This is a genomic window from Microbispora triticiradicis (assembly GCF_005864065.1).
In the GTDB taxonomy this organism is placed as follows: Bacteria; Actinomycetota; Actinomycetes; order Streptosporangiales; family Streptosporangiaceae; genus Microbispora; species Microbispora triticiradicis.
The window spans coordinates 337,881-357,470 of record NZ_VANP01000008.1; the positions used below are offsets into that span (position 1 = coordinate 337,881).

A 19,590-nucleotide genomic window follows, 5' to 3' on the forward strand; every position below is an offset into this window, starting at 1 on the left:
CGAGCCCTCCCGCCGACGGATCGGCCGGGAGGTCAGCGCAGCAGCGTGAGCGCCTGGGCGGCGGCGTCGCGGAGGCGGGCGGGTCCTCCCTGGCCCTTCCCCATCACCCGCAGCCCCTGCAGGAAGACGAGCAGGAACCGCGCCAGCGCCCGGGGGTCGGCCTCCGCGGAGATCTCCCCCTGGGCCCGGGCGCGGATCAGCGCCGAGGTCAGCGCCGTCTCCAGGCCGGTCCAGCTGGCCTCGACGAACCGGGCGACGGGCTGGTCGTCCGGCAGCAGCCCGGCCGCGGCGTTCACGATCATGCAGCCGCGCCGGTCGCGGTCGCCGATCGCGTCCTCGGTGTACAGCTCGACCAGGGCGCGTACGGCCGGCAGAGCGGGACCGGGCTGGGACAGCAGTTCCACGAGGTTCGGGTCGCGGGTCTGGACGTACCGCTCCAGGGCCTTCAGGTAGAGGTCGTGCTTGCCGCCGAAGGTGGCGTACAGGCTGGCGCGGCCGATGCCGAGATGCTCGACGAGGTCGGCCATCGACGTGGCCTCGTATCCGCGCCGCCAGAACAGGTCGAGCGCCCGTTCGAGCACAGTGTCGGGGTCGAACTCCTTGGTCCTGGCCATGACCCCGACCCTAGGCCATTCGAGAACGATCGGTCAATTAAACCGCGACGCGGTCGTCCCAGGCGATGCGGTGGTCGCGCAGCCAGGCCAGGGCGTCGCGCTTCTCGACCTGCCGCAGTACCACCGGGAGGAACAGGTCGCGGACGAAGGCCCCGGCGATGCCCGGCGCCTTGCCGTCACCGTTGCGCTTGCCGTGCGCCACGACCCGCTCGACCCGCTCGCGCCGCAGCCGTTCGAAGGCGGCGAACGCGTCCCGCGTGTCCGGCACGTCGCGCAGGCACTTCCCGAGCACCACCGCGTCCTCGATCGCCATCGACGCACCCTGCCCCGAGGACGGCGAGGTGGCGTGGGCGGCGTCTCCGACGATCACCATGCGATCGGTGAACCACTTCGGCACGGTCGGGAAGTCGTGGGTGTTCCAGGCCGGCATGATGCGGGGGGTCGCTGCGACGATCTCCCGCATCGGCCCGGCGTCGCCCTCGAACAGGTCCATGAGCCTGACCCGCCACTGCTCCGGCGAGATCGCCGCGAGCTCCTCAGGGGAGAGCTCCCGGCGGCTCGGCGGGTTGGCGAACCACCACACCTGCCCCTCCGGATGGATCAGGTAGCCGAAGAAGCACCGCCTGCCGAAGACGAAGTAGGACACTCCCGGCCGCCCCGGCACCTCGACACCGTCGGCGAAGCCGCCCGTGTTCAGCAGTCCGACGTACCGGGCGCGCGGGGCGCCGGGATCGATGAGGGCGCGGGTGCGCGAACGCAGCCCGTCGGCACCCACCAGCAGGTCGCCCTCGGCCGCACTGCCGTCCGCGAAGACCGCACGCACCCCGTTCGAAGTGGCCGACGCGTCGACGAGGCGTCTGCCGTAGTGGATCCGCACGCCCCGCCGTACGGCCTCGTCCCGCAGCGCCTGGTAGAGATCGGCACGCCGGACCGTACGGCTCGGCTGGCTCGTGGTCGCGAGCAGCCTGCCACGGGCGTTGCGCATCTCCATCACCGGCGAGTCCATGCCGAGGTCGCAGACGAGGTCGTGCAGGTCGAGCACCCGCAGCGCCTCCAGTCCGTTGACCGCCAGCGTGAGGAAGGCGCCGACCCCGTCGGCCCCCCGGTCGTACGCCTCGAAGACCTCGGCGTCGAGGCCCGCGCGCCGCAGTGCCATGGCCGTGACGGGACCCGCGATCCCGCCGCCGATGATGATGGCTTTCTTGGTCATGTTATGACTATACATACTATGACTATTACCCGGCAAGAATACGATGGAGCCCATGCCCACGCGCCGCTCTCCACTGGCCATGGCGCTGTTGTCGCTGGTCTGCGAGGCGCCGATGCACGCGTACCGGATGCAGCAGTTGATCAAGGAGCGGCACAAGGACGACGTGGTCAACGTCGCGCAGCGCAACAGCGTCTACCAGACGATCGAGCGCCTGCTCCGCGACGGGCTCCTGGCCGTACGCGAGACGGAGCGCGAGGAGAACAGGCCGGAACGCACCGTCTACGAGGCCACCGAGACCGGCCGGGAGACGCTGCGGCAGTGGATGCGCGCCATGCTGTCCACCCCGGCCCGGGAGTTCCCCGAGTTCCCCGCCGCGCTCGCCTTCCTGCCCGTGATACCGCCCCAGGAGGCGCTGGCGGCGCTGCGGCAGCGGATCGCCTCGCTGGAGGCCCGGCTGTCCGCGCTCGACACCGAGATCGCGGGCCTCCGGACCTTCATCGCCCCGCTGTTCCTCGTGGAGGGCGAGTACCAGCGGGCCCAGATCGCGGCCGAGCTCGACTTCGTCCGCGGCCTCGCCGACGATCTCGGCGAGGGCCGCCTCGACTGGGACTACCGCATCTGACGAGGCCGAGGCCGGTCGCGCCCGGTGGCCGCCTCAGAAGTTCGAGATGACGTGGGTCAGCACCCCCGCGATCGAGCCGGGGTCGCTCGCCTCGTACGCGCGGGCGTGGGTGGCCTCGGCGATCTGCCGCAGCGCGCCGGTGTCGGCCTTTCCGCCGTAGGCGATGGTGAACACGCGTACGGGCCGGCGGGGGTCGCCGATGTCGCGCTTGAGCTCCTTGAGCGTGGGACCGCCGGTGGTCTCGTTGCGGCCGTCCGTCAGCACGACGACGGCGTTGATGGCGTCGCGGTCGTAGTGGTCGCGCAGTGACTTCACGGCGTCGCCGACGGTGCGGTACAGCGCGGTGGCCGCTTCGGGGTGAAGGGTCCTGATGTCGGCTTCGAGGTGCTCGCGGTGGGTCCTGCCGTCGGCGGCCCGGGCCCGCATCTCGACCACGTCGTCGTCGACGACGCGCCTGCTGGAGAAGTGCCACAGCCCGACCCGGTCGCGGCCGGTGAACCCGTCCAGCAGGGGACCGTGCGCCTCCTTGACCAGGTCGAGCTTGCTCGGCTCGCCGGGCGCCCGATTGGGATCGTCCTTGGCGTTCCAGTTCATGGAGCCGGAGGTGTCGATCAGCACCAGCACGTTGGCCGGCTTTCTGAGCTGCCGCCAGACCGTCAGGAGCCGGTCCACGAAGTCGGCGGGGGGCGCGCTGAGCGTCTTGGGCAGGGGGTCGGGCAGGGCGCCGTTCTCCTGGGTGATGTTCGCGGTGAGCTCGTGGGACGGGCCGCGGAACCCCAGCTCGGCGAAGCGGTCCCGGGCGGGCTTCGACGTGGTGAGGAAGTGGAGGAAGTCGGCGGCGACGGCGCGCCGCTCGTCGGGCAGCCCGTTCAGCGGGATGTAGGGGTGATCGGAGTAGATCGTGCCGACGCCGCCGCCGTCGGTGGGATAGAAGGCGACGAGCTTGACACGCGGCCGGGTCCTCTTCGCGCAGCCGGGCTCGTCCGACCGGCTGCCGCAGGGATAACCCTCGTTGTAGGCGACGACGCTGTTCTCCTCGACGGTGACCGCGGAGATGTAGTCGGTCGAGTGCCCGGCGTCGTCGGCGCGGCGCAGGTTGGCGAGGAAGGTCAGGGTCGTGTCGCCGTAGTGGACCACGGCTTTCTCGATGGCCCGCACCTTCTCCTGGTTCCCGCGGTCGGTGAGGTCGCTCGGGACCAGCTCCCCGATGGTGCCGGTCCGCGTGTAGAACGCGGCCACGGTGGCGTTCAGGCCCGAGGTGGAGTATTCGGGGTTGGTCTTGCCGAGCGTCAGCCGGCCGTCCTCGGCCATCGTGGCCAGCTTCTTCCAGCCGATCCTCTCGCCGGGCCAGCCCTGGCGGCGGGCGATCAGCTCGGGCATGGCGATGGTCAGCGGGCTGGTGACGATCGAAGGGCCCGCGCGCTCCGGCAGCAGGTTCAGCGCGTCCTTCCCGGCGGCCCGCTGACGGGCGATCTGCAGCCATACCTGCGCTGCGGGCGCCCACACGTCCGGGCGCGGGCCGTCGGTCACGGGATTCCACCCTCGGGCCAGCGCCCGCATGGCGATGCCCGAGTCGACGCTGTCCACGACGACGGTCACGCAGCCGCCGTGGCCGGAGCGTGGCCCGTAGAGCTGCGCGAGGTCGCGGAGGATCGCGGACTTGTCGGTCGAGGAGGCGATCCGCAGCTGCGCCGTGGGCCGCCGGCAGGCCGCGAGCGCGGAGTCCTGAGACGCGGGGCTCCGCGACACGGGGCCGCCGCCGTCCGCCCGAAGGCTGATGACGGTGACGGCGGCCACCACCACGACCAGCCCGGCCGCGAGACCCGCCGTCCACCGGATCCGCGCCGCCCGGCCGCCGCGCGATCCGCCACCCCCTCCGGACCCCGGCCCACCCGTCCCCGACCCACCCGACCCGGAGCCGCCCGTTCCCGATCCGCCCGGCCCGGAGCCGCCTTCCCCGGTGGAGGCGCCGCCCTCTCCCTGTCCGCCCGGCCGTACGGAGCCGGAGTCGTCGCCCTCCGCGGTGGAGGCGGCGGGAGGGGTCCAGGAGGCGAGGAGGTCCTGCGCGGTCCCCACCTGTTGTGCGGCGAACTGCTCCGGCAGGCTCGTGGTGCCCAGCTCGACGAAGGCCTCCGCGAACCGCCGGAGCTCGTCCGCCCCCTCGCCGGACTTCTCCGCGAGGTCGCGCAGCCGCTCCCACGGCCCGGTGTCCTCGACGCCGTGAATCGCGAGGTATGCCCTCATAGGCCCCAGAGACGGTAGTTCCTTCCCGTTCGTCAGCCTGGAGACCCTGCTCTTGTCGTAGTTGATGAGGCGGCCGATCTCCTCCAGGGTCCGGTGGCCGTCGTGCCCCCGCGGGGGACGCAGCACGAACAGGGCCCACGCGAGCGCCATGAGCGGACCCCTGTGCGGGTCGAGGTCGGGGGCCGGACGCCCCCGGCCGGCCTGCCCCGGACTCATCGCGCGTCCCGGCCCGGAAGCAGGGGTCCGAACACCTGGCGGATGACGTGCCCGGCGGCGAGGCCGGTGCCCACCACCACGGCCAGCGTGGTCGGCAGGTCGTAACCCGCCACCAGCAGGACGACCACCACGACCTGGATCACGACGAACACGCCCGCCCGCCAGTTCGGCGATACGGCGGCAGACTCCCGTACGTCGTTGTGCTGTGCCTTGCTCACGACGAACTCCTCCGGTCCGGACTGCGCTGCGGTGGGCCGTGGAACGTGTACGACGGCCGGGAGCTGCAACTCCCGGCCGGGCCCGGCGGCTGCCTCAAGAGTGGGCCACGCCGCCACCGCACACGAGCAGTAAATCGTCAAAAGCAACATGTAGCGGGCGGTTCGCAATATCAGTGGGCCCGTCCGCCGGCGCCTCCCCGCGCGGCGGGCCCCTGGTCCCCGCCGTGCGCGGCACCTCGCCGCGACGGCCGCCCGCCTTCCGGAGTCGTCGCAGGTCAGAGAGGAGGCGAATTGTTGCACTCCCTGCCGCGCAACAAAGCGCGGACCACATTCCACGACGGCTCGACGACACTGGTGACCGATCCCGTCATGCCGGGATCGGTCACAGCGGAGGTCCTCTGGTCCGGACGCCGCGACGCCGGGGCCGGCCCGCCGCTGCAACGGAGGGCCGGCCCTCCACCCGCTCCGGCAACAATTCCCGCCGCCGCGCCGAGCGTGGACATGCCGGCACTCGACTGGAGTCCACTCCAGGTTCCTAGGGTGGAGGACATGGAATACGGACATCTCGGCCGCACCGGCCTGCTGGTCAGCAAGCTCTGCCTGGGGACCATGAACTTCGGTCCGCAGACCACGGAGGACGACTCCTTCGCGATCATGGATCGCGCGCACGAGCTCGGGATCAACTTCTTCGACACGGCCAACGTCTACGGCTGGAAGAAGGGCGAGGGGATCACCGAGAACATCATCGGCCGCTGGTTCGCCCAGGGCGGGGGCCGCCGCGAGAAGACGGTCATCGCCACCAAGCTGTACGGCTCGATGGGCGACTGGCCGAACGAGGAGAAGCTGTCGGCGCTGAACATCCGGCGGGCCGCGGAGGCCTCGCTGCGCCGGATGCAGACCGACTACATCGACGTCTACCAGGCCCACCACATCGACCGGGACACCCCGTTCGAGGAGTTCTGGGAGGCCATGGACATCCTCAAGCAGCAGGGCAAGATCCTGTACGTCGGCTCGTCGAACTTCGCGGGCTGGCACATCGCCAAGGCGCAGGAGTCGGCCCGCCGTCGCGGCTCGCTCGGCCTGGTCAGCGAGCAGTCCCACTACAACCTGCTCGTCCGCGCCCCCGAGCTGGAGGTCATCCCGGCCTGCGAGGACTACGGCCTCGGCCTGATCCCGTGGAGCCCGCTGGCGGGCGGCCTGCTCGGCGGCATCCTCCGCAAGATCGACAAGGGGCGGTCCGCGGACGACCGCATCGTCGCTCAGCTCGACAGGCACCGCGACAAGATCGAGGCGTACGAGGCGTTCTGCGACGAGCTCGGCGAGGACCCGGCCAACGTGGGGCTGGCCTGGTTGCTGCACCAGCGGGCGGTCACCGCGCCGATCATCGGTCCCCGTACGGTCGAGCAGCTCGACGGGACGCTGCGGGCGCTGGAGATCAAGCTGGACGACAAGGCGCTCGCCCGGCTCGACGAGATCTTCCCCGGTTTCCGGACCGCCCCGGAGGAGTACGCCTGGTGATCGGGCCCGTGATCAGGCGTTGTTGAGCAGCGCGCCGACGACCACGATGAGCACGAGCAGCGCGAGCACCGTGGGCAGCAGCCAGCGACGAGGACGATCCACGTCATGGAGCCTAGCCGCGCACCGCCAATGCGTACGCCTCGACCTGTTCGTACCGCACGGTCGCGCCGGTGTGGCTGCGCACGAGGTGGACCGACGTCGCCTCCCAGCGCCGCCCGCCGAAGGCGCCCAGCGCGCCGCCGACCAGGGGGCGCAGGTCGTCGCCGTGGCCTGAACGGGCTCTGGAGCGGGCCAGGGTGAGATGGGGATGGAACCGCTTGCGGTCCGTCTCCTCCGCCCCGGCCCGCCGCGCGCCGGCCGCCACCGACTGGGCCAGTCTCGTCAGCGCCGGGCCGGCGTCGAGGCCCAGCCAGAAGATGCGGCCCCGGGCCGGGGAGGGGAAGGCTCCGGCGCCGCCGAACGACACCGTCTGCGCGGGATGCCGGGCCGCCGCCCGGGCCAGCCGTACGCGCAGCTCGGGCAGGACCTCGTCGGGCACCTCGCCGAGGAAGGCCACGGTCACGTGCCACAGGGCGGGATCGACCCAGCGCAGCTCCGGCCACCCGGCCCGTACGGGCTCGACCGCCGTGGCGATCTCCGCCAGCGCCTCAGGCGGCGGCAGCAGCGCCACGAACAATCTGCTCACGCGTCGATTCTTCCCCGCGCTGCACACGGGCCGCGACCATGCGGGTGACCAGCACGGCCAGGCAGACCCCGCACATGCTCAGCGCGCCCGCGGCGGCGACCGCGAGGCGGGGACCGGTCACCTCGGCGAGCCAGCCCACCAGCGGCGCTCCGATCGGGGCTCCCCCGGTGAAGACCAGCACGTAGATGCCCATCACCCGGCCGCGCATCTCGGGCGACACGCCGAGCTGCACGATCGTGTTCGCGGTCGTGTTCACGGTGATCATCGCCATTCCCGCCGGGACCAGCAGCAGCAGGAAGGCCGGATAACCGGGGGCGAGCCCGGAGGCGATCTGGAACAGTCCGAAGCACAGCGCGCCGGCGATCAGGAACCGGCGGCTCGGCTTGACCCGCCGGGCGGCCAGCAGCGCGCCGCCGAACGCCCCGACGGCGAACGCGCTGGACGCGATGCCGAACGAGGACGCCCCCGCGCCGAACACCTGCTTGGCCATCAGCGCGATGCTCGTCGAGAAGCTCTGCGCGAAGATCGCCATGAACGCCACCATCAGCAGCGGCAGCAACAGGTCGGGCCGGCCGCCGACGTACCGCAGGCCCTCCCGCAACTGTCCCTTGCCCCGCGGCACCGGCTCCGGCGAGCGCAGCTCGGAGGACCGCATCAGCGCGAGCCCGGTGATCACGGCGGCGAACGACACGGCGTTCAGCACGAAGATAGGGCCGGTGCCCATCCAGTAGATCAGCAGCCCGGCCAGCGCCGGGCCGACGACCCGCGCGAGGTTGAAGGTCGAACTGTTCAGCGCGATCGCGTTGGGCAGGTCGCGCCTGCCCACCATCTCGACCACGAACGACTGCCGCGTCGGCACCTCGACGCAGGACACCAGACCGAGCGTGAACGCCATGGCGTACACGTGCCAGACCTGGGCCGTTCCGGTGAGGACCAGCACGCCCATGGTGAGCGCGAGCAGGCCCATGAGCGTCTGGGCGGCCATGAGCACCCTGCGCTTGGGATACCGGTCGGCGATCACGCCGCCGAACATCCCGAACAGCATCGTGGGCAGGAACTGCAGCGCGACGGTCACGCCGAGGGCCGAGCCGCTGTTGTGGGCGAGGTCGAGGACGAGCCAGTCCTGGGCGGTGCGCTGCATCCAGGTGCCGACGTTGGAGACGACCCCACCGGCGGCGAACAGCCGGTAGTTGTGGTTCCGCAGCGAGCGGAACATGCCGCCTACATCGTCGACAGCTTCTCCAGGATCGGCGCCGCCGCCCGCAGTGCCGCCCTCTCCTCCGGCGTCAGGTCCTTGAGCCGCTGCGCCAGCCAGGCTTCCTTCGTCCGGCGCTCCTCCTTGAGCAGCGCCGCTCCCTGCGGCGTCACGCTGACCGTCACCTGCCGGCGGTCGGTCGGATGCGGGGTGCGTTCCAGCAGGCCCCGGGCCTCCAGCTTGGCGATCACGCGGGTCATCGAGGGCGGCTGCACCTTCTCGTGCTCCGCGAGCTCGCCGGGGGTCATCGCGGTGTGGCGCTCGACGGCGACGAGCGTCGCGAGCTGTGTGGGTGTCAGTGAGTGGTGCGCGGCCTGCTTGCGCATCCTCCGCGTCAGCCGCGCGAGGGACACGCGCAGGGCGGACGCGAGAGCGGCGTCGCTGCGCAAGTTCTGGGCGTTCGTTAGCATGAGTCATTACCTTTGCTAACTATATGCCGCATGTCGTCATTCCTCCAAACGGTCCCCATCTGGGGTGATGCTCGTGGACCGACCGTACCGGCACGGGAGCGATGTTGATCACGGAGCCGGCCAGGGAGGACGCAGTCTGTCAGCTGACGGAGAGGCCCGGCCCCCGCATCGGGGACCGGGCCTCTCCGCGAGCCGTGCCGCCGTCAGGCGAAGTCCTCCGGCGTGAACTGCTTCGACTCCACGAGGACGAGCCAGTTGCCCTGGTTGTCCCGCATGACGGCCTCGACCCCGTACGGCCGCTCCGCGGGCTCCTGCAGGAACGTCACCCCCTTGGCGGTGAGCTCCTCGTAGGTCTTCCGGCAGTCGTCCACGGCGAGCCCCAGGCCGCCGGCCTGCCCCTTGTCGAGTTGCCTGCGATAGAAGTCGGCGCCCTCCTCGTCCAGCGGAGGCCCCGGCTTCATCAGGGTGATCTCCAGCTCCGGACGATCGGGAAGGCCGACGGTCAGCCAGCGATATCCGTCCAGCGTGACGTCGGTCCTCGTGACGAAGCCGAGGACGTCCACGTAGAAGTCGCGGGCCTCGTCCTGATCCTTGCAGTAGACGGTGACCAGAGAGACGTTCGTAATCATGCGTAGACGCTACTGCCACCCTGCTGACCTGGGCTTCTCCAAAATTGCAGAGTCGGAGACGCGGTGCGCTCCGAGGTCGAGCACGCCTGACATGAACAGGTAGCAGCCGGGGACGTGAGGGCCGCCGCGCGCCGCCCACCTGTCGCGGTACTCGCTCGGGCTCTCCCCCACCAGCCGCCGGAACTTGGCCGAGAACGACCCGAGACTGGTGAACCCGACTGCCATGCAGATCTCGGTGACCGTCAGGTTGGCCCCGCGCAGCAGGTCCTGCGCGCGCTCCAGCCTGCGCCGGGTGAGATAACGCATCGGCGTCTCGCCGTACACCGCCTCGAAACAGCGGACGAAGTAGAACTTGGAGATCCCGGCGACCGCGGCGAGTCCGTCGAGATCGAGATCGCTCCGGTAGTCGCGGTCGATGCGGTCGCGGGCCAGGCGCAGCCGAGGCACCAGGTCCGCCGGCACCGCCCCGCCTCCTCTGCGCGCCACGTCACGACACTACCGCCCCCGGCGTCTTGCACCGCCTTTCTAACAGCGTTAGAATCAGCCTAACGATGTTAGAAAGGACTGCTTGTGAGCCCGGCCGCCCGTATCGACACCGAAGCGGTCCTGCGCGCCGCGCTGCAGGTCCTCGACGAGGAGGGCGTCGCGGCGCTCTCCATGCGCACGCTCGCCGCCCGCCTCCAGGTCAGGGCGGCATCGCTCTACTACCACGTGCCCAACAAGGCCGCGCTGCTCCAGTCGGTCGCCGACAGGGTGGCCGCGGAGGTGATCGCGTCGGTCACTCCGGGCGGCGGGTGGCGCGACCTGCTCACGGACGTGGCCCAGGGGCTTCGCCGGGCACTGCGGGCCCACCCCGGCGCGGCCGCCGTCGTCGCCGTACGGCACGCGTCTCCGCAGGTGTTCGAGCGGGCCGTCCCGACGGTGCTGGCCGCCATGAACGCGGGCCTGCGGGTGACCGACGAGGAGGCGCTGTATCTCGTGCAGTCCCTCTACATCCTCGTGACCGGTCACGCCCTCGCCGAGTTCGGCGACACCCCCGAGCCGCCGGCCGCGCCCACCGCGTACTACGACGCCTGGTTCGACATCGCCGTCTCGACCTTCCTCGCGGGAGTCGAGGCGCGCTACGGCGCCTGACCCCCCGGCCGCACGGAAAGGAAGCCCCATGGTCTCCGTCGCGCTCGTCCTGCTTGTCCTGGCCGACGCCTACTTCGTTCTCACCACGCTCGTGGACCTGTTCCCGTTCAACAACGTGCGGGAGGCGAGGCGGTCGGAGCAGGTCGCCGAGGTGGCGATCAATGCACCGGTCATGGCGCTCCCGGCCGTGCTTTTCGCCTGGGCGGCCGGCGCCGGGCTGCCCGCCCTGGCGTACGTCGGCGGGGCGCTGGAACTGCTCGCCGTCCTCAACGGCCTCGCGCTGTGGTGGCTTCCCTACCTGGCCGCCGTGACGGTCCCCTGGGCGACGGCGGGCACCGGGGAGAGCTGGGCCGCGTTGCACGCCCGGACCTACGCGAAGACCGTCATCGTGCTGCCGCGCCGGGGCGACCGCCCGCGCCCCAACCTGGAGCACATGATCCTCCACGCGCTCATGCTCGCGGCCGCGATCTGCACGTTCGCGGCCGCCCGTACGCTCTGAGACGCGAAGAGGCCGCCGCGGCCGGAGGGCCGCGGCGGCCTCTGGGGACCGAACCGGCGGTCAGCTCAGACCGAGCAGGTCCTTGAGGGGCTCCAGCGCGAAGTACACGACGAACAACGCCCCGACCAGCCACAGCAGGGGGTGGATCTCCTTCGCCCTGCCGCGGAAGACCTTGATCACGATGTAGCTCACGAAACCCGCGCCGATTCCGGCGGTGATCGAGTACGTGAACGGCATGAGCACGATGGTCAGGAACGCGGGGATCGCGGTCTCGAAGTCGCTGAAGTCGATCTCCTTGACCTGCGTCATCATCAGGAAGCCGACGACCACGAGAGCCGGGGTCGCCGCCTCGAACGGCACGATCTCCGTCAGCGGGGCGAAGAACATGGCCAGCAGGAAGAGCACGCCGGTGACGATGCTCGCCAGGCCCGTGCGCGCGCCCTCGCCGACGCCGGCCGCCGACTCGATGTAGGTGGTGTTGGACGAGACGCTCGCCGCGCCGCCGGCCGCCGCCGCGAGCGAGTCGACCAGCAGGATCTCCCGGGTGCGCTCGACCGTCCCGTCCTCCCGGACGAGGTTCGCCTGCCGGCCCACGCCGACGATGGTGCCCATGGTGTCGAAGAAGTCGGCGAGCATGAGCGTGAAGACGAACATCACCGCCGCCAGTCCGCCGATCTTGGCGAAGCCGCCGAACAGGCTGAACTGTCCGAGCAGCGACAGATCGGGCACCTCGATGAACGTGGCCGGCCAGGCGGGCACGTTGAGCGACCAGCCGTCGGGGTTGGCCGGCTGGCCCGGGGCCACCTGCGGCCCGATCTTGCCGATCGCCTCCACGATCATGGCCAGCACGGTGGTGCCGATGATGCCGATCAGGATGGCGCCCTTGACCCTGCGGGCGACGAGGAAGGCCGTCACGAGCAGTCCGACGACGAACACAAGGGTCGGCCATCCGGTCAGCGAGCCGTTGCCCAGGGCGCCGAGCTTGACCGGGACGGTGGTGCCGCCCGCGTCGGGCATCCGCCGGACGAACCCGGCGTCCACGAAGCCGATCAGCGCGATGAACAACCCGATGCCGACGCTGATCGCGGTCTTGAGCTGCGCCGGGATCGCGTGGAACACCGCCACTCTGAAGCCCGTCACCACGAGGATCGCGATGACGACGCCTTCGAGCACCACCAGGCCCATCGCGTCCTCCCACGACATCTGACTGGCGATGCCGAAGGCGAGGAAGGCGTTCAGGCCGAGCCCGGTGGCCAGGGCGAACGGCACCCGGCCGAAGACGCCCATCAGGATCGTGAGGATGCCCGCCGCGAACGCGGTGGCCGCCGCGACCAACGGGATGTTGGGGTTGGCGCCGTCACCGAGGAACTGGCCCGTCTTGTCGGCGACGGTGCCGATGATGAGCGGGTTGAGCACCACGATGTAGGCCATCGTGAAGAATGTGGCGAAGCCGCCGCGGACCTCCTGGCCGACGGTGGAACCACGGGCTGAGATGGAAAAGTATCGATCGAGGAAATTAGGGGTATTCATGGGGTTCGTTTTCACGCGCGCAGAGTCGCAGGCCCCTAGCATCGGCGGGAAGAGCCAGGGGAGCAGCGTTGTCCTTTCGTGACGGGTTTGTCATAAAAATACCCGGTCGCCGTCATGCCCTTCTAAGCTGGCCCACGTGAGCGAACGCCGGCCGGACCCCACGCCCCTCAGAACCCGGGACACCCTGACGATCCTGACCGGAACGGTGTTGTGGGCGGTCGCCCTGGTCGTGGTGCTGCTGGTCGTACGGCCGGCCGACACGCGGCTCGTCTGGACCTGCGTGGCCGGCGTCGGTCTCGGCCTGTTCGGCCTCCTGTACGTCCGCCGCCGCGACGCCCGCGTACGTGACACCACCCCCGCCTCCGGCCTGTCCGGATCGGAGCCGCACAGTCCCTGACCCGGCGGCTCCGCTCAGGGGGTGTCGGTGAGGAGCATCGAGATGCCGTCGAGGAGGCGCTGCAGGCCGAACTCGAACAGCGCGTCGATGTCGAAGTCGTAACCGCTCGCGCTGAGGGATTCGAACATCGGCAGCCTGCGGCCCGCCATGATCGCCTTGAAGGCGGGCTCCTGAGCGTCCATCCACTCGTCGACGCTCATCCCGGTGAGCTCCTCGGCCTCCGCCTCCACCTCCAGGTTGATCGCCGTACCCCGGACGTGGTTGAACACGGTGATGTACGCGGTGAACACCGTCTCCAGGTCGAGACCGTGACCGTCGAGAGCGGTGAGCATCCACTCGGTGAAGGGCAGCGCGGCGGCGATCGGCTGGGGCCGCGTCACCGACATGGCCGGCGCGAGCCACGGATGGCGGCGGAACGTCGCCCACAGCAGGCGCGCGGCCAGTTCGATCCGGCCCCTCCAGTCGCGGGGCGGTTCGCCGGGGAGCCGCATCCGGGCGAAGATCTCCTCCATCATCCGCAGCACCAGGGCGTCCTTGTCCGCGACATGGCGGTAGAGCGACATCGTCGCCACCCCCAGCTCGGCGGCCACGCGGCGCATCGAGACCGCCCCGAGCCCCTCCGCGTCGGCGACCGCGATGGCCGCCGAGGTGATGCGCGCCGGTGTGAGCGCACCGTCCGGGGCACCCCGGCGCCGGGAACGGACCGGCGCGCCCGGCCGCCCGGCGGAGAATTCCCCCGCGCCCGCCGCACGCGGCGGCACGCCCGGTTCGGCACCGGCCTCACGTGCGGGCACGGCGGAACCCCGGCCACCGGCGGCACGCGGCGACCCGGCGGAACCCTGCGACCCGGCGGGAAGCGGACCGCCGCCGGCGGCCTTCCCCTGCGGCGAAACGGCGGGGGACGGCCGGCTCCCGGTGCGGACGCCGGTGTCGACGACCGTGCCGACGCCGGGCACGGCGCGGACGAGTCCCTCCCGGCGGAGCTCGGTGAGCACCTTCGTCGCGGTCGCCATCGCGACGCCCCACCGCCGGATGATCTCCCGGGTGGACGGCACCCGGTCGCCCGGCCTGAGCTCACCCGTCTCGATCCGCCTCCGCAGCTCGGCGGCGATCTCCTGGTAGCGCCCCGCGCCCGAACCGTCCACGCCCACCTCCGCACTAGTGCACCACTCTAGCCCAGCACGCTGTGAGGACAGCCCCACGCTGCTCAAGGCCTGCGCTGATGCACTAGTGCGGCACTGTTGTTTACCGAGCTTAACGCCTTGCGTGCACTATGCGTACGCCGTACAGTTCGACGTATGCAGAACACCGACATCCTCGTCTCCGGCGGCGGCGTCGCCGGGCCCGCACTGGCGTACTGGCTGGGCCGGGCGGGTTTCTCCGTCACGGTCGTCGAGCGCGCGCCCGCCCCCCGCCCGGGTGGCCAGACCGTGGACCTGCGCGGCGCGGGCCGCACCGTGGCCGCCCGGATGGGCCTGCTCGACCGGGCGCGGGAGGTCGCCGTGGACCAGCGCGGCGTCGCCCTGGTCGACGGGAAGGGCCGCTTCACCGCCACCCTCCCGGTCGACGCCTTCGGCGGCGAGGGAATCGTCTCCGAGATCGAGATCCTCCGCGGCGACCTGGCCGACCTCCTCTACCAGGCGTCCCTCCCCGGCACCGAGTATCTGTTCGACGACACCGTCACCGCCCTGCGGCAGGACGACGACGGGGTGACCGTCACCTTCGAGAAGTCCCCGCCGCGCCGGTTCGGGCTGGTCGTCGGCGCGGACGGGCCGCATTCGGCCGTGCGCGCGCTGGCCTTCGGCCCGGAGGCGGAGTTCGTCCGCCCGCTCGGGCTCTACACCTCGTGGTTCACCACCACGCTGCCGATGGACCTCGGCGGCTGGTACCAGATGTACAACGCCCCGGGCGGCCTGGTCGTCTCGGCGCGGCCGGGACGCCTGCCCGGGGAGATCAAGGCCGGCCTGAGCTTCCGGTCAGGGCCGATCGCCTACGACCGCCGCGACGTCGCCGCGCAGAAGCAGATCATCGCCGACCGCTTCGCGGGCGCCGGATGGGAGACCGCTCGCCTGCTGGCGGCGATGGCCGACGCGCCCGACTTCTTCTTCGACCCCATGGGACAGGTGCGTCTCGATCGGTGGTCGCGCGGCCGGGTGGCGCTGCTCGGCGACGCGGGTTACTGCGCCACGCCGCTGACCGGCCTCGGCACCAGCCTCGCGCTGGTCGGGGCGTACGTCCTGGCCGGCGAACTGGCCGCGGCCGACGACCACCGGGTCGCGCTGCGCGGCTACGAACGCGTCATGCGGCCCTACGTGACGGAGGCGCAGAAACTGCCGCCCGGCGGCGCCGGCGGCTTCGCGCCGTCCACCGCGCTCGCGATCCGGCTGCGGGCCGCCTCGATGCGGTCCATGACCCGCTGGCCGATGCGCGGCATCCTGGCCGCCCAGTTCGCCAAGGCCGGGAACATCGCCCTGCCCGACTACCCCCTCCCGGCTGTGCGGTGAGGGGTCAGAGGGACGTGACGGGGTCGAGGTCGGCCTCGGCGAGGAGGAGGGGGACCCGGGCCGGGTCGCGCAGCAGGGCCGCGACGGCGAGGCGGTCGCCCCACTGGCCGGACGCCCAGGCCAGGCCTCTGGCCAGCCCCTCCACGCCGGTGGCGTGGACCACGCCGTCGAAGAACCGCCACGGCACGGGGGTGCCGTCCACGAGAAGCTCGTCGTGCTCGACGTAGGTCGCGGGGGCGCCGGGCAGCAGCGAGCGTACCTCGGGCGGCACCGGCTTCTCCGCGCCGTGCGAGGTGACCGCGCCGGTGACCGCCTCTCCGGCCAGCGGCAGGTCGAGCACGTCCGACAACGCCTCGGCGAGGTCGAACGGCGCCAGCACCAGCGGGCGGTCCTCCACCAGGGGGAGCAGGTCGGGCGCCTCCACCACGACCGGGCCGTCCTCGACGTCCGCGACCGTGACCATGCCCTTCCGCACGGCCCGTACGGCCTCCGGCGGGCCGACGCGGTCCGGGTCGACCGCGGCCAGCGCGATCCACAAGGAGCGCAGCTGGGCGCGGTCCACCTCCAGGGACGCGTCGGCCAGCAGGTCGAGCAGCTCCTCGGGGCCGCCGCGCGAGTCCAGCAGCCCGGCCAGGGTCGACCGGACACCCATCATCGTGAGCGCGTCCTCGTCGATCCCCGCCGGCGCCTCGGCGTACAGGCCGAACAGCAGCGGGTCGCCCGTCGGGAGCCGCAGCTCGACCGGCCGGCGCCCGCCGAGCACCGGGTGCCGCGACAGCCACCAGGCCGTGTACGACGGCACCTCGACGGTCTCCCCCGCCGCGAGCACCCGCATCGGCCGCAGCGCGGCGCGCAGCGGCGGCCGCGACAGCAGCGCGAGCGCGTTCGGCCAGTCCGCGACGTACTCCAGATCGCGTACGGCGGTGAACTCCCGGACCACCGGGGGCACGTCGAGATCGGGTAGCAGGTCGAGCACCGCCTCCAGCCACTCGTCCTCGAGATCGAGGTCGTGGTCGCACTCGGCGGGGTCGAGCAGCACGTCGGAGTCGTTGACCACGGCGAAGCCGTCGAGCACCCCGGTCGCCGCGAGCACGTGCGGCCCGTACTTCTCCACCAGGTCGGGCGCGGCGACGCCGAACGGCACCTCCGGGTCGATCAGTCCGGCCAGCGAGCCCTCGGCCAGCAGCAGCTCACCCGCCGCGTACCGCTCGCCGTCCGCGCCGCGCAGGGCCAGCTCGGCCAGCCAGGGCGCCTCTCCCGCCGTCAGGCCGGCCGCGTCCACCAGGGCCAGCACGGCCTGGGCCACCGGCTCGGGATCGGCGCTGTTCAGCGACTCGGCCACGGCCGCGTGGGTGAGCGGGTCCTCCAGCACCGTACGCGGAGTCGCCTCGGCCGCGCCCAGCCGCAGCAGCAGCGGGTGGACGGCGTCGGGATGGACGATCCGCAGCCCGAGCGGGGCCAGCAGGGCGGGGTCCAGGGAGCCCGGAACGCCGGGCCCGCCGGACGAGGCGGCGGCGCCGTCCGGTGACAGCACCAGGGTGCCGCGCGGGCCGCGCACCAGGCGGCCGTCGGCGAGCGGCACGGGGATCGCCCCGATCGCCTCCGGGTCGTCGGCGGGCAGCGTCTCGTACAGCGACCGCCACCACGCCGGGTCCTTGTCCTCCACGGCCTCACCGGACAGCATGTCCACGACGTCGGCCAGTTCGACCCGGCGTACGCCGAGCGTGGCCAGGGCCGGATGCCGGGAGGCCCATCCGGCGGGCAGCAGCCCGGGGACGATGCCGGCGATCTTCTCCAGGAACTCGGCCGGGCCCTCGACCGCCCGCGCCTGACCGCCCGAGACGACGCCGTCGGCGTCGTGGGAGATCGACGGCAGCAGCGGCGTGTCCGGCAGCGCCGCGATGATCTCCCGCCTGATCGCCGCGTCGAGCGCGCCGCTGCCCATGAGGCCGGGGACGAGGCCGAGCAGGGCGGGGGTGGCCGGAAGCTCCCTCAGCAGCCGCACGTACGCCTCGGCGGCCCTGGCGACCAGGAAGTCGGTGAGCGGCCCCGGCGCGACGTGCCGCCGGTCGGTGGTCATCGGGAACGACGCGATCAGCAGCGCGGGCAGGTCGAGCGGCTCGTCGCTCGGGGTCGGCGCGTGGACGACCCGGGGGACGCCGTCGCGGCCACCGGCAGGGCTACCGGCGGGGCTGCCGGTGGGGACGGCCCAGCGGACCTCCCAGTAGGGCCGGGCCCGCTCCTCGGTCGGCCGGTCGGCGAACAGCTCCGCCACCTGTGCGGGGGTGAACGTGCCCGCCTCGCCGACCACGTGCCAGCCCTCGGCCGAGATCGTGCGGCTCCGCCCGTCGACCTCGACCTCGACGGTCTCCAGCGCCGGCATCGACAGCGGCAGCGCCGGCCCGGCCTCCTCCAGCATCCGCCGTACGGCCTCCTCGGCGGCCTGGTCGCGCAGCGGCAGCCGGACGAGCGTGTCGTAGCCCTCGGGGACGCCCGAAGCGTCGTCGCCGAAGGGCAGCCGCAGCAGCGGGACGTGGCCCTCGCGGCCCTTCAGCTCCCCGGCGAGCGCCGGCGTCGCGGCGACCAGCGCGGCGGTCTCCGCACGCGACCAGCGCACTCCCCGGATCTCGCCGGACGGCAGCCGGGAGGCGATCGAGGGCTCGTCGGTCACCGACACCACGGCGGCGAAGCCGACGCCGAACCGCCCGGCCGCCCCCGTCTCGTCCTTCTTGCCGGAGACCCGCAGCGTGCTGAGGCCCTCGACGCCGGTCTCGTCGAGAGGAGCGCCGGTGTTGGCGGCGAGCAGCACGCCGTCGGCGAGCGTCAGCCGCAGGCGGCCGGGCACGCCCGCCCGCAGCGCCGCGTCGGCGGCGTTCTGGGCGAGCTCCACGACCAGCCGGTCGCGGTAGCCGCCGAGGGCGAAGTCCTCCTCGGCGTTGGCGTCCTCGCGGAAGCGGGCGGGCGAGGCCGCCCAGGCCGCGAGAACCGTGTCACGCAGGCGCTCGGTGTCGAACATGATCAGGCGTGGCCCAGGGGTTCGGAGCTCGCCTCGTCGGCGGAGCCGGACTCGATCAGGTCGTATCCCAGGTCGTCCAGGATCGGCGGCGCCGCGTCCGTGACCATGGAGGGCACGATGGTCGCCTCGGAGTGGGCGCCGCAGCCGTGGTCGGCCGACACCACCCGGCCGTCGTCCGGCGCGTACTCGTTGGCGCAGACGCCGAAGCCCAGCCCCAGCGTCCCGGCGAGCGGCCAGTAGAAGCCGCAGGTGGAGCATTGCGCGGGCGCGGCGTGCGCGATCGGGGCATGCGGCCCGGGCTCGCCGGACCGCCAGCGGTGCGCGGCGAGGTCGCGGCCGAGGGCCGACAGGACGCGGGCCCGGCCCAGGCCGAGCTCGAAGACGGCCTGCGCGTCGATCTCCTCGTCTGGGGAGGCGAACCCGGGCACGAGCCGGTCGTCGTCGGCCTCGGCCGGCAGCAGGTCGCCCACCCCGAGGTCGCCGGGGAGCAGCCGTTCGTTCCACGGCACCCAGCGGGGGGCGAGCAGCGCGCCGGCTCCGGGCAGGAGCACGGTCTCGCTCACGGTCACCACGCGGGCGCGGGAGGCCCGGGTGACGGTGACGGCCCAGCGCCAGCCCAGGTACGCCCGGTCGAGGCACTCGAAGTAATGGGTGACGACCCGGTCGCCCTCGTTGTCGAAGCCCAGGTGCTCTCCCACCTCCCCCGGGCGCGCGATCTCCTCCGCCGCGCCGCGGGCGAGGCCGACCGCCGCCGCACAGGCCTGGTCGACTGGAGTGCTACGGATTCGGGTACGACTCACACTCTCCATTTTCACCCACGCCGGGAGCGGACCGCACCGGCTTGATGGGCAAATCATGGAAGGACCCTCGGGGCCTATGGTGAACATTT

The 19,590-nt window shown here is 72.2% G+C and carries 19 protein-coding genes; 6 read left to right on the top strand and 13 right to left on the bottom strand.

Annotated elements, in window-relative coordinates; genetic code table 11:
• Positions 1–32: 32 nt before the first annotated feature.
• Entirely contained in the window at positions 33–614 is a 582-nt protein-coding gene (locus FED44_RS22355; RefSeq protein ID WP_111697537.1) for a TetR/AcrR family transcriptional regulator, read from the bottom strand.
• 37 nt (positions 615–651) lie between these two features.
• The gene (locus FED44_RS22360) at positions 652–1,824 is read right to left on the bottom strand and encodes an FAD-dependent monooxygenase (RefSeq protein ID WP_138461918.1); all 1,173 of its coding nucleotides are present in this window, start codon (positions 1,822–1,824) and stop codon (positions 652–654) included.
• Between the two features lie 52 nt (positions 1,825–1,876).
• Here FED44_RS22360 and FED44_RS22365 point away from each other — a divergent pair, with 52 nt between their 5' ends.
• Positions 1,877–2,446, top strand: a complete 570-nt coding sequence (locus FED44_RS22365; protein ID WP_244302144.1) for a PadR family transcriptional regulator — start codon at positions 1,877–1,879, stop codon at positions 2,444–2,446.
• Between the two features lie 33 nt (positions 2,447–2,479).
• On the opposite strand, the gene FED44_RS22370 is transcribed toward FED44_RS22365, so the two are convergent.
• Both FED44_RS22370 and FED44_RS22375 read right to left on the bottom strand, forming a co-directional pair.
• A complete protein-coding gene (locus FED44_RS22370; protein WP_138461919.1) occupies positions 2,480–4,906 on the bottom strand; it encodes a vWA domain-containing protein in 2,427 nt (808 codons plus the stop codon).
• Complete coding sequence (locus tag FED44_RS22375; protein WP_111697533.1) at positions 4,903–5,124, bottom strand: hypothetical protein; 222 nt, start codon at positions 5,122–5,124, stop codon at positions 4,903–4,905. The genes FED44_RS22370 and FED44_RS22375 overlap by 4 nt, the downstream gene beginning before the upstream one ends.
• A 549-nt stretch (positions 5,125–5,673) precedes the next feature.
• Between FED44_RS22375 and FED44_RS22380 the strand changes: the two genes are divergently transcribed.
• Positions 5,674–6,642, top strand: a complete 969-nt coding sequence (locus FED44_RS22380) for an aldo/keto reductase (protein ID WP_111697532.1) — start codon at positions 5,674–5,676, stop codon at positions 6,640–6,642.
• 112 nt (positions 6,643–6,754) lie between these two features.
• Here FED44_RS22380 and thpR read toward each other — a convergent pair whose 3' ends face one another.
• The 5 genes from thpR to FED44_RS22405 form a co-directional block, all read right to left on the bottom strand.
• Entirely contained in the window at positions 6,755–7,327 is a 573-nt protein-coding gene (gene thpR, locus FED44_RS22385; protein ID WP_111697531.1) for an RNA 2',3'-cyclic phosphodiesterase, read from the bottom strand.
• On the bottom strand, positions 7,290–8,543 hold the full coding sequence (locus FED44_RS22390) for an MFS transporter (protein WP_138461920.1): 1,254 nt from the start codon (positions 8,541–8,543) through the stop codon (positions 7,290–7,292). Before FED44_RS22390 ends, thpR begins: the two co-directional genes overlap by 38 nt.
• 5 nt (positions 8,544–8,548) lie before the next feature.
• Positions 8,549–8,992 (bottom strand): MarR family winged helix-turn-helix transcriptional regulator, encoded by a 444-nt coding sequence (locus FED44_RS22395; protein ID WP_111697529.1) that lies wholly within the window; start codon positions 8,990–8,992, stop codon positions 8,549–8,551.
• Positions 8,993–9,195: 203 nt separating this feature from the next.
• Positions 9,196–9,621: a VOC family protein gene (locus FED44_RS22400; RefSeq protein ID WP_111697528.1), complete on the bottom strand. Its 426-nt coding sequence runs from the start codon at positions 9,619–9,621 to the stop codon at positions 9,196–9,198.
• Positions 9,622–9,630: 9 nt separating this feature from the next.
• Positions 9,631–10,107, bottom strand: a complete 477-nt coding sequence (locus tag FED44_RS22405) for a helix-turn-helix transcriptional regulator (protein WP_244302145.1) — start codon at positions 10,105–10,107, stop codon at positions 9,631–9,633.
• Positions 10,108–10,191: 84 nt separating this feature from the next.
• Between FED44_RS22405 and FED44_RS22410 the strand changes: the two genes are divergently transcribed.
• Entirely contained in the window at positions 10,192–10,755 is a 564-nt protein-coding gene (locus tag FED44_RS22410; protein ID WP_111697526.1) for a TetR family transcriptional regulator, read from the top strand.
• 28 nt (positions 10,756–10,783) lie between these two features.
• Entirely contained in the window at positions 10,784–11,254 is a 471-nt protein-coding gene (locus FED44_RS22415; protein ID WP_138461921.1) for a hypothetical protein, read from the top strand.
• A 60-nt stretch (positions 11,255–11,314) separates the two neighbouring features.
• On the opposite strand, the gene FED44_RS22420 is transcribed toward FED44_RS22415, so the two are convergent.
• Positions 11,315–12,826, bottom strand: coding sequence for an NCS2 family permease (locus FED44_RS22420; RefSeq protein WP_117410025.1), 1,512 nt, complete (start codon positions 12,824–12,826; stop codon positions 11,315–11,317).
• A 94-nt stretch (positions 12,827–12,920) separates the two neighbouring features.
• Here FED44_RS22420 and FED44_RS22425 point away from each other — a divergent pair, with 94 nt between their 5' ends.
• Positions 12,921–13,181 (top strand): DUF2530 domain-containing protein, encoded by a 261-nt coding sequence (locus FED44_RS22425; protein ID WP_244302147.1) that lies wholly within the window; start codon positions 12,921–12,923, stop codon positions 13,179–13,181.
• A gap of 14 nt (positions 13,182–13,195) precedes the next feature.
• Here FED44_RS22425 and FED44_RS22430 read toward each other — a convergent pair whose 3' ends face one another.
• Positions 13,196–14,326: a TetR/AcrR family transcriptional regulator C-terminal domain-containing protein gene (locus tag FED44_RS22430; protein ID WP_138461922.1), complete on the bottom strand. Its 1,131-nt coding sequence runs from the start codon at positions 14,324–14,326 to the stop codon at positions 13,196–13,198.
• A gap of 153 nt (positions 14,327–14,479) precedes the next feature.
• Here FED44_RS22430 and FED44_RS22435 point away from each other — a divergent pair, with 153 nt between their 5' ends.
• Positions 14,480–15,685, top strand: a complete 1,206-nt coding sequence (locus FED44_RS22435; RefSeq protein ID WP_138461923.1) for an FAD-dependent monooxygenase — start codon at positions 14,480–14,482, stop codon at positions 15,683–15,685.
• 4 nt (positions 15,686–15,689) lie between these two features.
• Here FED44_RS22435 and FED44_RS22440 read toward each other — a convergent pair whose 3' ends face one another.
• Positions 15,690–18,701, bottom strand: a complete 3,012-nt coding sequence (locus tag FED44_RS22440; RefSeq protein WP_138461924.1) for a sacsin N-terminal ATP-binding-like domain-containing protein — start codon at positions 18,699–18,701, stop codon at positions 15,690–15,692.
• 2 nt (positions 18,702–18,703) lie between these two features.
• Positions 18,704–19,501 carry a DUF3027 domain-containing protein gene (locus FED44_RS22445; protein ID WP_117410020.1) on the bottom strand — a complete coding sequence of 266 codons (798 nt, stop codon included), beginning with the start codon at positions 19,499–19,501 and terminating at the stop codon, positions 18,704–18,706.
• Between the last annotated feature and the right edge of the window lie 89 nt (positions 19,502–19,590).

Coding starts and splice junctions, on each gene's coding strand:
- FED44_RS22400 (WP_111697528.1), bottom strand. CDS start 9,621: ATGATTACGAACGTCTCTCTGGTCACCGTCTACTGCAAGGATCAGGAC.
- FED44_RS22355 (WP_111697537.1), bottom strand. CDS start 614: ATGGCCAGGACCAAGGAGTTCGACCCCGACACTGTGCTCGAACGGGCG.
- FED44_RS22365 (WP_244302144.1), top strand. CDS start 1,877: ATGCCCACGCGCCGCTCTCCACTGGCCATGGCGCTGTTGTCGCTGGTC.
- FED44_RS22435 (WP_138461923.1), top strand. CDS start 14,480: ATGCAGAACACCGACATCCTCGTCTCCGGCGGCGGCGTCGCCGGGCCC.
- FED44_RS22370 (WP_138461919.1), bottom strand. CDS start 4,906: ATGAGTCCGGGGCAGGCCGGCCGGGGGCGTCCGGCCCCCGACCTCGAC.
- FED44_RS22380 (WP_111697532.1), top strand. CDS start 5,674: ATGGAATACGGACATCTCGGCCGCACCGGCCTGCTGGTCAGCAAGCTC.
- FED44_RS22440 (WP_138461924.1), bottom strand. CDS start 18,701: ATGTTCGACACCGAGCGCCTGCGTGACACGGTTCTCGCGGCCTGGGCG.
- FED44_RS22415 (WP_138461921.1), top strand. CDS start 10,784: ATGGTCTCCGTCGCGCTCGTCCTGCTTGTCCTGGCCGACGCCTACTTC.
- FED44_RS22360 (WP_138461918.1), bottom strand. CDS start 1,824: ATGACCAAGAAAGCCATCATCATCGGCGGCGGGATCGCGGGTCCCGTC.
- FED44_RS22390 (WP_138461920.1), bottom strand. CDS start 8,543: ATGTTCCGCTCGCTGCGGAACCACAACTACCGGCTGTTCGCCGCCGGT.
- FED44_RS22420 (WP_117410025.1), bottom strand. CDS start 12,826: ATGCTAGGGGCCTGCGACTCTGCGCGCGTGAAAACGAACCCCATGAAT.
- FED44_RS22395 (WP_111697529.1), bottom strand. CDS start 8,992: ATGCTAACGAACGCCCAGAACTTGCGCAGCGACGCCGCTCTCGCGTCC.